Raw genomic sequence first — 13,110 nt, forward strand, 5'->3', positions numbered from 1 at the left:
AATGTTGTACGTTAATTTTTTGTGTATTTGAGGAGAACTTTTGGACAGTAACCAGTTCAAACAATTCGTGTTAGATAAAATCGACGACATGAAAGCCCGTGATGTCATTCAACTGGACGTAAAAGGTAAGTCGACAATTACTGACCTGATGATTATCTGCTCGGGTAATTCCAAGCGACACGTGGTGTCTATCGCGGATAATCTGCATGTAGAAATGAAACAGGCCGGACATCCGCCTCTGAGCATTGAAGGCAAAGAGACCGGTGAATGGGTTCTTGTTGATCTCGGTGACATCATCGTGCACGTCATGCAGGATGAAGCGAGAGATTTCTACCAGCTTGAAAAGCTCTGGGGCTGAACATCAGCCATCAGTATGCCACGGCGTTGACTGTCAGCGGCGTTCCGGCAAGACTTATCACTTCAAATCGCTCAACCGGGAAGTTGTAAAACGGTGAAAATTCAAATCGTTGCGGTAGGAACTAAAATGCCTGACTGGGTTGCCAGAGGTGTTGATGAGTTTGTGCGCCGTTTTCCCGCTGACATGCCTGTCAGCTTTACTGAAATTGCCGCGGGAAAGCGTGGTAAAAATGCAGATATCCCGCGCATCCTTCATAAGGAAGGAGAAGCAACGCTGGCGGCAATCCCGAAGGGAAACCGCATCGTCACACTGGAAGTCACCGGTAAGCCATGGGATACCCCTCAACTTGCCAGACAACTCGATGCCTGGAAGATGGACGGGCGTGACGTAAGTTTACTCATCGGAGGCCCGGAAGGACTCGCTCCTGAGTGTATTGCCGCATCGGAACAGCGCTGGTCACTTTCCAATCTGACATTACCCCACCCTCTGGTGCGCATCATTGTGGCGGAAAGCTTGTATCGCGCCTGGTCTGTTACCCAGAACCATCCGTATCACCGGGAATAGTCATGGCCCGTAAACGTCAGGCGATTCGTGACCATACAGCGGAAGCGAACCTGTTTGCCCGCCGCGCCGCTGTTTCACTGCTTATTGTGTTTGCCATGCTCGGTATCGTGGTGAGTAACCTCTACGTACTGCAAGTGGAACAGCACGATGCTTATCAGACCCGCTCCAACGGTAACCGCATAAAGGTTCTGCCCATTGCGCCCAACCGGGGATTGATTTACGACCGCAACGGTATTTTGCTGGCTGAAAACCGGCCGGTATTCAGCCTGGAAGTCATTCCTGAAGAAGTCGACAGTCTGGACGACACCCTTGACAGCCTGTCTGCACTCATGGGGATCACGCAGGAAGAAAGGGACAATTTTCTAAAAATATACCGCGGGCAACGACGGTTTAAGCCCATTGCTCTGCGTACCCAGCTAAATGAAGAAGAAGTGGCATTGTTTTCTGCCCAGCAACACCGTTTTCCGGGTGTTTCTGTAGAAGCCCGTCTTTCGCGCTACTATCCCTACGGTGAAACGCTTACTCACGTACTTGGTTACGTAGCAAAAATTAATAAGAAAGATTTACAGAAATTGCAGGAAGCCGGTCAGGAAGATAACTACGCAGCTACCTACGACATCGGTAAACTGGGTATCGAAAAATACCATGAAGAAGAATTACACGGCCAGGTCGGTTATCAGCAGGTAGAAGTTAACAGTCAGGGACGGATAATCCGTACGTTGAGTGTTGATCCGCCGGTGCCCGGTAAAGACATTGTGCTGAATATTGATCTTGCCCTGCAGCTGGCTGCAAAAAAAGCGCTGGATGGTAAGCGGGGTACGGTGGTCGTTTCGGCGCCTGATACCGGCGGTGTACTGGCCATGTATTCCAGCCCGAGTTACGACCCTAACCTGTTTGTCCACGGGATCAGCAGCAAAAACTACAGTGCCTTACTGAATTCCCCTGACCGGCCTCTGATCAACCGCGCTACGCAGGGACAGTATCCGCCGGCTTCCACTATCAAGCCTCTGCTTGGTCTGGTAGGCCTTGAGGACGGTGTCATTACACCAAAGACCACTATCAATGACACCGGACGTTACAAGCTCCCCAACGTCAGCCATGTGTGGCGTGACTGGAAAAAATGGGGGCACGGGAAAGTGAATGTTGAACGGGCCATTATGATGTCCTGCGATACTTTCTACTATGACCTTGCCTACAAGCTCGGTATCGATCGGATCAGTGATGCGATGTCTGAATTCGGTTTCGGTGATTACACCGGCGTAGACTTATACGAAGAATCTGACGCCAATATGCCAAGCCGCGGCTGGAAACGTGCCCGTTTCAATCAGCCCTGGTACATCGGCGATACGATTCCTGTGGGTATTGGCCAGAGTTACTGGACAGCGACACCGATCCAATTGAATCAGGCAATAAATACACTGATAAACCACGGCGAACGGTTTGTTCCTCAAATTATGATGGGATTCATGAGTGAAAACGGCGAGGTCTCACAGGAGCCTTTAAAAACCATGCGTCCGATTATGGTGAAAGAAAGGAAAAACTGGGATTTAATGCTCAGTGCCATGCACGATGTTAATCATTCCGATGAAGGTACCGGCCGCAAGTCATTCTCTGATGCCCCTTACCAGTCCGGGGGTAAATCCGGTACTGCACAACTTTTTTCAGTAGGCCAGAACGAGTCCTACAACGAAGAAGAGGTGTCTGAACATCTTCGTGATAATGCCATGTATGTAGCCTTCGCCCCTTATGAGCAACCTGAAGTCTCTGTGGCGGTTGTGGTTGAAAATGCCGGAGGCGGCAGTTCCAATGCCGCGCCGGTAGCCCGTCAGGTTATGGATTTTTTCTTCCGCGAAAGGGACTTTATGCAGCCTGATTATGTGCCGCCGGAGCAAGCATCAAAGGAACAGGCTGAATGAAACGTACAACGATAAAACAAAATCAGTCTACTCTGCTCGAACGGCTTCATATTGACGGCTGGCTGTTGCTGGGATTGCTGGTTTTAATGGTGGTCGGCCTGTATACCCTTTATTCGGCCTCCGGTCAGGATCCCGGCCAGATGGAACGGCAGTTCGCCCGTCTCGGTATTGCCATGGGTGTAATGTGCGTCATGGCGCAGGTACCACCTATGGCCTACCGGCGGTTATCCACTTATGCTTACATTGCCGGCTTGCTGATGCTGATTGCTGTACTTTTATTCGGCGACGTGGGTAAAGGTGCCCAGCGCTGGCTTGATCTTAAATTTGTTCGTTTTCAGCCATCGGAACTGATGAAGCTTGCGGTGCCCATGATGGTGGCCTGGTATATCAGTAAGTTTACCCTGCCCCCCCGTCTTATTCAGATAGGCATTGGCTTCACTCTGGTTATCGTACCCACAATCCTCATCGCTAAACAGCCGGATTTAGGGACGTCGCTACTTATTGCCAGTTCGGGAATTTTTGCTATTTTTCTGGCAGGCATGAGCTGGCGTCTTATTGGCATTGTTGCCGCCATGGGCGGTGCGTTTGCACCGGTAATGTGGTTTTTTCTGATGCAGGAATATCAGAAACAGCGGGTAATCACATTTTTAAATCCTGAATCCGATCCTCTGGGCGCCGGATATCATATTATCCAGTCTAAAATTGCCATTGGTTCCGGCGGCCTTCAGGGCAAAGGCTGGTTGCAGGGAACCCAGTCACAGCTTGAGTTTCTGCCGGAACGTCACACCGATTTTATCTTTGCGGTTTTCAGTGAAGAATTCGGTCTGACCGGCGTCATCGGATTACTCGCAATTTACCTGTTTATCATTATTCGCGGCCTGATCATTGCCAACCGTGCTCAGGACGCCTACAGTAAGTTACTGGCGGGTTCGATAACCCTGACCTTCTTTGTTTACGTGTTTGTAAATATGGGTATGGTGTCAGGCTTACTGCCCGTAGTAGGAGTGCCACTGCCACTGGTTAGTTTTGGCGGTACGTCAATGGTGACATTGATGGCAGGTTTTGGCATTCTGATGGCAATCGGAACACAAAAAAGATTCTTATCCCGATAACCGGTTATGTGCGCTAAATACTGTATCTTACTTTTATGTGCAGTCGTGTTATGCGGCTGCCAGTCTTCAGGTCGCTATGCCCAGCACAGCGATTCAGCCCCCACGTTTGTGTATGACGAACCGGATTACACTGACGCAGACCCGCAATACGAACCTTACCGTGAATGGAACAGCCGCCCCTACGAAGTGTTGGGTAAACGATATTATCCGTTGCAATCCGGTAAAGGTTTTGTGGAAACCGGGCTGGCTTCCTGGTACGGCCAGAAATTTCACGGACACCTCACTTCTAACGGTGAAACCTACAATATGTTTGCAATGACAGCGGCACATAAAACCTTGCCGCTGCCCTCATTTGTTAAAGTGACTAACCTGAGTAATGGCAAGACAGCCATTGTGCGGGTAAATGATCGTGGCCCCTTTCATTCCAGCCGGATTATCGACTTGTCTTATGCCGCAGCGAAAAAACTGGATTACCAGCAGCACGGCACGGCAAAGGTGAAGCTGGAAGTGATTCATTTTGATGAGAACAATCAGGTGACTGTGGGCAATCAGCCTACTGTCAGCTATGAACAATATGCCGGCATTGTTCCGCTGCCTGAAGAGCCGGAAGCTGAGCCGGTTTCTGCTGCTGACGACGGGCTTTACATTCAGGTCGCCGCAGTGAGTGATCCTGAACGTGCCAAATCAGTATCTACCGTCCTGTCCCAACTTTATCAGGTGCCTGCTGAAATACCGCTAATTAATAATATCTACAAATTACGGCTGGGCCCGCTGGCTGACCGCTTTCAGGCAAAAATGCTACTGGATGATTTGCAGAAAAATGGCTATCCCGGTGCTTATACCGTGGGCGGCAACCTGTAAATATGGCATTCATCTGCCGAACTTGTGGATTTGCCGGGTAAATCGGTCAGCAACACTGTAATCCGGTAGACTTTTAAGGTACAAATCAGCATCTGAATCACTTTGCTCTTTATATAAGGAACAAAGCTGCACTGACTCTGGTCCAGGCTTGTTGCTTACGTTAAAATTCAAAACAGTTTGTCTTAAATAAAAAACGGTAATTGATATTCCCATGCATAAAATTATAAATCGCGCTAAACCGTCTTTCATGCTCACCATGTTTATCATGATGTGCATGTCTTATGTTGCCAAAGTCCACGCCAACGTCGTGATCCCGCCGCCGCCAAGTGTTGCCGCTGAAGGCTTCGTGCTGATGGATAACGAAACGGGCCAGGTTATCGCAGAGAAAAATGCAGACATGCAGTTGCCGCCTGCAAGTCTGACTAAAATGATGACGACGTATGTCATCGGAAAAGAGCTGGAAGCCGGCAATATCAGCATGGACGATGAAGTAACCATTTCTGAAAATGCATGGGCGAAGAATTTTCCGGAATCATCAAAAATGTTCATTGAGGTGGGTACACAGGTAAAAGTGGCCGACCTGGTTCGCGGTATTATTATTCAGTCCGGTAACGATGCCTGTGTTGCTATGGCTGAACATATCGCCGGTTCTGAAAGTGCCTTTGCCAGCATGATGAATGCCCACGCGCAGGCGCTGGGTATGTCTTCTTCACATTTTGTGAACAGCCACGGCCTGCACGACCCCGATCACTACGTAACGCCGCGGGATATGGCGCTGTTGTCTCAGGCGCTGGTCGCTGAGACGCCGGAAATCTACGCGATTTACAGCGAAAAAGAGTACACCTACAACGGTATCAAACAGTACAACCGTAACAGCTTGCTGTGGGATCAGAGCCTGAATGTGGATGGCATTAAAACCGGTCACACTTCTGATGCAGGCTACAGCCTCATCACCTCGGCTAAACAGGGTGATATGCGTTTAATTTCTGTTGTGATGGGCACAGACAGTGAACGCGCCCGAAAAGAAGAAAACAAAAAATTATTGCGTTACGGTTTTCGTTTCTATGAAACTGTAACCCCTTATAAAGCCGGTGAAAGCTTCGTTGCTCACCGCATTTATATGGGTGACCGCGAAACTGTAGACCTTGGAATTAATCAATCTACCCCCATTACCATTCCCCGTGGCCAGGCAGGTAACCTTGAAGCCAGTTTTGAGTTAGATAAGAAACTGGAAGCGCCGCTGGCAAAAGGCCAGGTGGTTGGCACACTTTACCTGCAACTGGACGGCGAAGACGTTGCCAACTATCCCCTTGTTGCTTTGCAGGAAGTGAATGAAGGTGGTTTCTTAGATCGTATGGTTGATTATGTCATGCTGCAGCTTGGCTGGGACGAATAACCGGTCAGTAGTGCTAGTTGATCAGCGGCCAGATTGTTATAATCTGGCCGTTTTGTTTATATAAAGAAGTAAGGATATCGTAATGGATACCCGTTTCGATGAGTTGCTGGATTTTCCCTGTTTCCAGACGTTTAAAGTAATGGGTGTAGCCCATGAAGAATTACCGCAGCAGGTGATTACCTGTCTGCAGAAGCATTCGCCGGGAGATTACTCTCCTACCGTTAAGCCCAGTGCTAAAGGTAACTACCATTCTGTGTCGGTGAGTGTCCGTGTGACCAGTAAAGAGCACATGGAAACCATTTATACCGAGCTGGCTAAAATTGAACTGGTCAGGGTTGTATTGTAAGTGACCGCAACACATCATCCTGTAATTGTCCGTCAGTTAGCCCGTCAGTATTATTTGCCGGTGTGGCAAAAAATGCAGTCGTTCACAGATGAGCGTGACGCAGACACAACCGATGAAATCTGGCTGGTAGAGCATGACGCTGTGTTTACCCAGGGTCAGGCGGGTAAAGCCGAACACATATTGATGCCGGGAGATATTCCTGTAGTCAACGTAGACCGTGGCGGTCAGGTTACCTACCATGGTCCCGGCCAGCAGGTTATTTACCTGATGCTGAATATTAAGCGTCGAAAACTGGGTGTGCGGGAGCTGGTGACGGCGATGGAAGATGCAGTGGTTGCATTACTGGCAGACTACGGTGTAGAAGCCCGCGCTAAGAAAGATGCTCCCGGTGTGTACGTTGATGAACGGAAAGTGTGTTCCTTAGGATTACGGATCCGTAAAGGTTGTTCATTCCATGGACTCGCACTCAATGTTAATATGGACTTAGCTCCGTTCAACCGGATTAATCCCTGCGGCTATGCCGGCATGGAAATGATTGATACTGCGCGGTTAGCAGGGCCTGATTCGCTGGAAATTGCAGGCCCGGCTCTCACGCAACACCTTCTGAATATTCTAAATATTCAGGAAGTCATAAACAAAGAAGGTTTTGATGAGTAACGCACGTCCTAAAGCCGGGGTAAAACTCCGCGATGATGAGAAAGTAAAACATATTCCGATTACGATCGTCCCTACCGAAAAAGAGGAGATGCTTCGTAAACCGTCATGGATCAAGATTAAGCTTCCACGTACAACTGATCGTATTGACGAAATCAAACAGACGCTGCGTAAAAACAAACTGCATTCCGTATGTGAAGAAGCCTCCTGCCCTAACCTGGCTGAGTGTTTTAACCACGGAACTGCCACCTTCATGATTTTAGGTGATATTTGTACCCGTCGTTGTCCTTTCTGCGATGTCGCTCACGGAAAACCATTACCGCCCAGTGCCGAAGAACCGGAAAAACTGGCTAAGACCATTGCGGAAATGAAGTTGAAATACGTGGTGATTACTTCAGTAGACCGTGATGATCTCAGAGACGGTGGTGCTCAGCACTTTGTTGATTGTATTAATGCAATACGTGAACACAGTCCGTCAACCACCATTGAAGTACTGGTACCGGATTTCCGTGGCCGTATGGATCGTGCACTGGAGATTTTCAAAAGCGGTGTTCCGGATGTATTCAACCATAACCTTGAAACCATTCCTCGCCTTTACCGGGAATGCCGCCCGGGCGCGAACTATCAGTGGTCTCTGGATCTGCTGAAGAAGTTTAAAGCTCAGCACCCTGACGTGAAAACCAAGTCCGGCCTGATGATGGGCATGGGTGAAGAGAACGAAGAGATTGAAGGTGTACTGCGTGATTTACGTGCTCACGATGTCGACATGCTGACTCTGGGTCAATACCTGCAACCGTCCCGTCACCATTACCCGGTGAAACGTTATGTGCACCCGAACGAATTTGATGCGCTTGGCGATTACGCGAAAGATATCGGCTTCGTGCACGCGGCATGCGGTCCAATGGTTCGCTCAAGCTATCATGCAGACCAGCAGGCAGCCGGTAAAGAAGTGAAGTAACTCTCAGCTAAGTATTATAAAAAACCCGGCAAATGCCGGGTTTTTTAATTCATTGAATGACTGTACTCATAAACCTGATTGCGGCCGAAGCGTTTAGACTGATAAAGCGCAAGATCCGAAGCCGAAAACAGGTTATCCAGACCATATCCTACCTGCGATGAACTGCTGACTCCGAAACTGGCTGATACAGTAAACTTATGACCGGATATCCCGGAATCAATTTCTTCAATGGCCTGCCTGCAGCGTTCCGCCAGTTCGAATCCCTGCTCTGTTGTCATTCCTTCGGCCAGAATTCCAAATTCTTCTCCGCCCATGCGGGTGACCAGACCTTTCTCCGGACAGCAATTTTTAAGAACACGGGCCACTTCCCGCAAAACCCAGTCTCCCACCTGATGACCATAGGTGTCGTTAAGACCTTTAAACAAATCCAGATCCAGCAGTAACATCACCACAGACGTTTCATTTTTCTGGCAGCGTTTAAGTATTTCTGCGGCAAGGTCGGTAAAGTAACCCCGGTTATAAACACCTGTCAGACTGTCGCGGGTTGCCAGGTAGCGCAGGCGTCTGGCAAGCCTGCGGCTGCGGTAGCTCCACAATAGCAAAGCAACACCCATTACTGACACCAGCGAGAGGGCCAGCACCGTGGTCTTCATTTTCTGGCTGCTGTATTTTGCTTCTGCCTGAAGTAACTTGTTTTGTTTGTCCAGCAGGAGAATTTCATTTTCTTTACTGGATACATCAAACATGGCTTTCTGAAATGCGAGTTCTTTTATGCTTTGTTCTGAATGCAGCGCATCTTCCATGCGTTGTTTATTGCTGATGTAATCAAACGCCTTATGATATTGCTGCTTTTCAACGGCTATCCCGACCAGGATACGGTATGCATCGCGCAGGGCCTCTTTAAATTCCTCACGGATATCCTTTTGAATCACACCCAGTGCCAGTGCTTCAGCATCTTCTACTTTTCCTTCGCTGAGGCGCATCTCAGCCAGCGATAAACTGAATCCGGCCATCAAATGATGAAACTGACTCTCGTTTACCCGCCAGGTAGCCTCCTTCTCGATAATGCGTGCTTTGTTGAAAGCCTCTTCATTTACATATAAATCAAGCAGATGGACGTAATTGAAAGCGATGTAGTAGTTTTGCCCTGCCCGTCTGCAGACATCAATCGCATGATTAAAACCTTTTTCAGACGCCGTGTTGTTATGGAGGTTTATTTCTTCACCCAGAGAGAGTGCGAAACAGCGCAAATCATCCCCTGCCTCTTTTGTTGCAAGGATTTTTCCCACCATATCAGACGCCATGTCATACAAACCGGCCTGGCTGTAAAATACCACCATGCCTTTCCAGGCGGATAAATTACTCTGTACGTCATTCAGCCGGGCGATTTGCGCTTCAAGTTCTTTTGCCAGGCCGAACGCATGGTCCCATTCGTTCAGATAAGCTTCCAGTGCCAGCAGAGATTTAGCAACTTTAACTTTCACCGCCTCATCCGGCAGCGTGCGGTAAAGCCCTTTATACTGACCGACAACAGTTTCAAGAGGCGTATCTTTCGTAGAAAGGTAAATGGATAAATAGCGGTAAAAATGTTTATCTGCCGGTGCAAGCACCTCCGGGTTAACTTCTTTCAGGAGGATTTTTGCCGTGTCCCAGTCAGACAAAGCGAGGGATTCAATGCGCTGCAGTCTTTCATGATCATCCGCTGCCGTGCAGACGAAAGGAATAAACACCAAAATGAAAAGAAAACAGCGCATTCAGCAATCTCAGTATTAAACAACTATCCGTTGCAGCAGTTACGCCACAATCGGGTTTCTGTCGGGCTCACGCTCCGGTTCCCGTGAAGGCTCGTCGGGATCATTAGGCTCCACGATAGCCATCAGCGGGTTCATTCTAACAGTTTCTGCTTTCAAACGTGCGATATCTGCCATTTCTTGCGGTGATAACTGATCGACCGAACGGGTGACATCCTCTGCCAGTGCAGCGAGTATTTCAATAGTCTTATTCATGATGTTGCTTCCTTGTCAGATGAGAGTGAGTTGAGTTTATTTAGTATTTTTTCGTTTTTAATTAATCGCTTGCATGGTGGTATCACTAGGGTGGTGATCAAGGATAACGCTGCTTCGTGTAACGTATTCAAAGGCAGCCATTCAATTCTGGTTTTATCCGTTATCACCACGGGGCATTCATACAACGCAACACGGTGCTCCGGCGGATAGCCATAATCATCAATTAACAGATCAGTAAGTACTTTACGCTGAGCCACCGACGTTGATTTTTTTGTTATGGATAAGTCCCCTGCCAGACCGACCTGCCAGAGGAAGAGATACGCGGTAGTATCGATATTACGTGAGAACATCATGAATTGTGTGGTTTCAAAATGTTGACTGCCATAGGCGCCGGGGTCGATGCCCATATCAGCATACAGGCAGTCTTCAGCAGAAATGCCCGGCTCCATATGCGCACGAAAGCCAGCCTGCTTTGCCTGAGCAATAGCCGTGTGAGGCACCTGAGCAAATACACCCGGATGCCCGTAGAATACACCGCACACCCGTTTGCCCGATGTCACTTCCGCCATTATCGCTGCGACCATTTCGCGATAAGTATCACGGCGATCTTTACCTTCCGCATAAAGTGGCTGTAAAGAACGGGTATCTTTGTTCATGGTGCTTACCCATTGCTCCATCAGAGGATGACAATTGGTAAAGACCACATCAGCGTTTTCGATGTGACTGCGGCAGCGCAGCGGCATATGAGCACCAAGGGTCATTCCCGGCCCCACGCAGACCAAACTTCCTGTGTTACTTTGCATAGTAATAACCGTACTGCTGTATTTTTTATGATTTTATAAACGGTTTCAGACCAGCCTGTTAAAGGCTGTATATTGTCTGAGCGATCTATTCTAATTATGCCCTGATAATTTTGCGGAGCAAGCATGAATTATGTCCGTCTTACCTTTATTAATCAGACATGTGAGGCAAATCAATCACCCTACCCGCCTCTATTCGCAGCGGCACATGATGACTTGCCCTGCCAGCCTGCTACAATACGCCGCTAAAAACAGGAGTCCCTATGAGAAAACATATTTACATTGCCTATACCGGCGGTACTATCGGGATGAAACCCTCCAGACAAGGCTATGTGCCCGCAGCGGGATTCCTTGGCAACACCCTCGCCAACATGCCTGAGTTTCATCGTCCTGAAATGCCTTTATATACTCTGCATGAGTATGACAACCTGATTGATTCTTCTGATATGAATCCGTCAGACTGGCAGCGTATCGCTGATGATATCGCAGATAATTATGATAAATATGACGGATTCATTATTCTCCACGGTACGGATACCATGGCTTACACGGCATCTGCCCTCAGCTTTATGCTGGAGGACCTGAGTAAACCTGTTATCGTTACCGGCTCACAAATTCCGCTGGCAGAACTGCGCTCTGACGGTCAGGTTAATCTGCTCAATGCCCTTTACGTCGCGGCGAACTATCCCATTGCAGAAGTCAGCCTGTTCTTCAACAACCGCCTTCTGAGAGGAAACCGGAGCCGTAAAGTCGATGCTGACGGTTTTAATGCGTTTGACTCACCGAACTTCCCGCCGTTACTGGAAGCCGGTATTAATATCCGTGTCAAAGCCGGAGAACTAGCCAAACCGGCAGCAACACCACTGAAAGTCTGCCGTGTTAAATCACAACCCATCGGTCTGGTGAGCTTATACCCCGGGATTTCACCGGAGGTAATTAAAAACACGTTACAGCAGCCGGTTAATGCACTCATTCTGTTAAGTTACGGTGTAGGCAACGCACCACAACAGCCTGCTCTGTTACAACAACTCAAGTACGCGGCAGACAGAGAAATCGTTGTACTCAACTGCACACAATGTCTCCGGGGCCGGGTGAATATGGGTGGCTATGCAACGGGTAACAGTTTAAAAGAAGCCGGCGTACTGTCCGGCAGTGACATGACGCCGGAAGCAGCCCTTGCCAAATTGCACTATCTGCTCAGCCAGTCATTAAATTATGAAGAGATTAAATCAAAGCTGACGACCAGTTTACGTGGTGAGCTAAGCGAATAAAAAAAGAGTAAACATGCAATCATTTACAGGCGCACTTGGCAAGATGAAGGTAACCGTTAATACCAGTCATCTTGTCCACTACACATTACCGCTGGGTGATGAGACGGTAGATATGAACAGTCTCATCGGGAAAGAAATTACGCTGACCACAGAAGGTGAAATCCGCTGTGTTCATTGTGATGCGAAAACCAAAAAAAGTTTCAATCAGGGTTACTGCTACCGTTGCCTGATCACCCTGGCTCAATGCGACAGTTGTATTATCAAACCGGAACTTTGCCATTACAAAGAAGGCACCTGCAGGGAGCCGGAATGGGGAGAAACCCATTGTCTGAGTGACCACTTTGTTTATCTGGCGAATACCGGCAACCTGAAGGTTGGCATTACCCGTCATGTATCTGATCAGGTGTCCAGCCGCTGGATGGACCAGGGCGCCAGTCAGGCTATGGTTTTTCTTCGTGTCAAAGACCGCCTGACCAGTGGTCTGGTGGAAACCTTATGTAAAGCCCACATCGGGGATAAAACCAACTGGCGGACAATGCTGAAAGGCGAAGCGGAAGCGGCAGATTTACCGGCTCTGAAAGCCAGTCTGATGGAGAAAATCGCTGACGGTCTGGAAGATATACGCCGTGAACACGGGCTTGATGCGGTAAGCGAAACCACCGCAGAAGCGGTCTCTATCCACTATCCGGTGGATAACTATCCGGTAAAAATCAAATCAATTAATCTGGACAAAACCCCTGCATTCACGGGCACGCTGCATGGCATTAAGGGCCAGTATCTTATGCTCGATGATGACAGGGTCATAAACATCCGCAAATACGCGGGTTACCGGGCAACATTATCTTTTTAATGCTTGCCGGCAAGCTGG

14 protein-coding genes are annotated in these 13,110 nt (G+C 48.6%); 11 read left to right on the forward strand and 3 right to left on the reverse strand.

The window, feature by feature from the left end; genetic code table 11:
- Positions 1–40 precede the first annotated feature (40 nt).
- The 9 genes from rsfS (at position 41) to lipA (ending at position 8,165) form a co-directional block, all read left to right on the forward strand.
- A complete protein-coding gene (gene rsfS / locus ACXAG2_RS13645; protein WP_119501121.1) occupies positions 41–358 on the forward strand; it encodes a ribosome silencing factor in 318 nt (105 codons plus the stop codon).
- Between the two features lie 93 nt (positions 359–451).
- Entirely contained in the window at positions 452–922 is a 471-nt protein-coding gene (gene rlmH, locus ACXAG2_RS13650) for a 23S rRNA (pseudouridine(1915)-N(3))-methyltransferase RlmH (protein ID WP_474852002.1), read from the forward strand.
- A gap of 2 nt (positions 923–924) precedes the next feature.
- Positions 925–2,838: a penicillin-binding protein 2 gene (mrdA, locus tag ACXAG2_RS13655; RefSeq protein ID WP_119501119.1), complete on the forward strand. Its 1,914-nt coding sequence runs from the start codon at positions 925–927 to the stop codon at positions 2,836–2,838.
- Positions 2,835–3,950 (forward strand): rod shape-determining protein RodA, encoded by a 1,116-nt coding sequence (gene rodA, locus ACXAG2_RS13660; protein WP_119501118.1) that lies wholly within the window; start codon positions 2,835–2,837, stop codon positions 3,948–3,950. Before mrdA ends, rodA begins: the two co-directional genes overlap by 4 nt.
- A gap of 6 nt (positions 3,951–3,956) precedes the next feature.
- Positions 3,957–4,811, forward strand: a complete 855-nt coding sequence (locus ACXAG2_RS13665) for a septal ring lytic transglycosylase RlpA family protein (RefSeq protein WP_119501117.1) — start codon at positions 3,957–3,959, stop codon at positions 4,809–4,811.
- A 247-nt stretch (positions 4,812–5,058) separates the two neighbouring features.
- A complete protein-coding gene (locus ACXAG2_RS13670) occupies positions 5,059–6,207 on the forward strand; it encodes a serine hydrolase (protein WP_474867912.1) in 1,149 nt (382 codons plus the stop codon).
- Between the two features lie 82 nt (positions 6,208–6,289).
- A complete protein-coding gene (ybeD, locus tag ACXAG2_RS13675; RefSeq protein ID WP_474845770.1) occupies positions 6,290–6,553 on the forward strand; it encodes a DUF493 family protein YbeD in 264 nt (87 codons plus the stop codon).
- 72 nt (positions 6,554–6,625) lie between these two features.
- Entirely contained in the window at positions 6,626–7,210 is a 585-nt protein-coding gene (lipB, locus tag ACXAG2_RS13680; RefSeq protein ID WP_474845973.1) for a lipoyl(octanoyl) transferase LipB, read from the forward strand.
- Complete coding sequence (gene lipA / locus ACXAG2_RS13685; protein WP_119501113.1) at positions 7,203–8,165, forward strand: lipoyl synthase; 963 nt, start codon at positions 7,203–7,205, stop codon at positions 8,163–8,165. The genes lipB and lipA overlap by 8 nt, the downstream gene beginning before the upstream one ends.
- 44 nt (positions 8,166–8,209) lie before the next feature.
- On the opposite strand, the gene ACXAG2_RS13690 is transcribed toward lipA, so the two are convergent.
- The 3 genes from ACXAG2_RS13690 to ACXAG2_RS13700 are packed head-to-tail and all read right to left on the reverse strand — an operon-like array spanning position 8,210 to position 10,974.
- The gene (locus ACXAG2_RS13690) at positions 8,210–9,919 is read right to left on the reverse strand and encodes a GGDEF domain-containing protein (protein WP_474867829.1); all 1,710 of its coding nucleotides are present in this window, start codon (positions 9,917–9,919) and stop codon (positions 8,210–8,212) included.
- 39 nt (positions 9,920–9,958) lie between these two features.
- Positions 9,959–10,171 (reverse strand): hypothetical protein, encoded by a 213-nt coding sequence (locus ACXAG2_RS13695; protein WP_474845765.1) that lies wholly within the window; start codon positions 10,169–10,171, stop codon positions 9,959–9,961.
- On the reverse strand, positions 10,168–10,974 hold the full coding sequence (locus ACXAG2_RS13700) for an SAM-dependent methyltransferase (RefSeq protein ID WP_119501110.1): 807 nt from the start codon (positions 10,972–10,974) through the stop codon (positions 10,168–10,170). The genes ACXAG2_RS13695 and ACXAG2_RS13700 overlap by 4 nt, the downstream gene beginning before the upstream one ends.
- Positions 10,975–11,234: 260 nt before the next feature.
- Here ACXAG2_RS13700 and ansA point away from each other — a divergent pair, with 260 nt between their 5' ends.
- Complete coding sequence (ansA, locus tag ACXAG2_RS13705; RefSeq protein WP_474851996.1) at positions 11,235–12,242, forward strand: asparaginase; 1,008 nt, start codon at positions 11,235–11,237, stop codon at positions 12,240–12,242.
- 13 nt (positions 12,243–12,255) lie between these two features.
- Positions 12,256–13,092 (forward strand): DUF2797 domain-containing protein, encoded by an 837-nt coding sequence (locus ACXAG2_RS13710; RefSeq protein ID WP_474867831.1) that lies wholly within the window; start codon positions 12,256–12,258, stop codon positions 13,090–13,092.
- Positions 13,093–13,110 lie beyond the last annotated feature (18 nt).

The sequence above is a fragment of the Alteromonas sp. ABH4_456 genome (assembly GCF_056160645.1).

Bases quoted from the DNA above. Each gene is read 5' to 3' on its own strand.
- mrdA (WP_119501119.1), top strand. From the start codon at position 925: ATGGCCCGTAAACGTCAGGCGATTCGTGACCATACAGCGGAAGCGAAC.
- rodA (WP_119501118.1), top strand. From the start codon at position 2,835: ATGAAACGTACAACGATAAAACAAAATCAGTCTACTCTGCTCGAACGG.
- ACXAG2_RS13665 (WP_119501117.1), top strand. From the start codon at position 3,957: ATGTGCGCTAAATACTGTATCTTACTTTTATGTGCAGTCGTGTTATGC.
- ACXAG2_RS13670 (WP_474867912.1), top strand. From the start codon at position 5,059: ATGCTCACCATGTTTATCATGATGTGCATGTCTTATGTTGCCAAAGTC.
- ybeD (WP_474845770.1), top strand. From the start codon at position 6,290: ATGGATACCCGTTTCGATGAGTTGCTGGATTTTCCCTGTTTCCAGACG.
- lipB (WP_474845973.1), top strand. From the start codon at position 6,626: ATGCAGTCGTTCACAGATGAGCGTGACGCAGACACAACCGATGAAATC.
- lipA (WP_119501113.1), top strand. From the start codon at position 7,203: ATGAGTAACGCACGTCCTAAAGCCGGGGTAAAACTCCGCGATGATGAG.
- ACXAG2_RS13690 (WP_474867829.1), bottom strand. From the start codon at position 9,919: ATGCGCTGTTTTCTTTTCATTTTGGTGTTTATTCCTTTCGTCTGCACG.
- ACXAG2_RS13695 (WP_474845765.1), bottom strand. From the start codon at position 10,171: ATGAATAAGACTATTGAAATACTCGCTGCACTGGCAGAGGATGTCACC.
- ACXAG2_RS13700 (WP_119501110.1), bottom strand. From the start codon at position 10,974: ATGCAAAGTAACACAGGAAGTTTGGTCTGCGTGGGGCCGGGAATGACC.
- ansA (WP_474851996.1), top strand. From the start codon at position 11,235: ATGAGAAAACATATTTACATTGCCTATACCGGCGGTACTATCGGGATG.
- ACXAG2_RS13710 (WP_474867831.1), top strand. From the start codon at position 12,256: ATGCAATCATTTACAGGCGCACTTGGCAAGATGAAGGTAACCGTTAAT.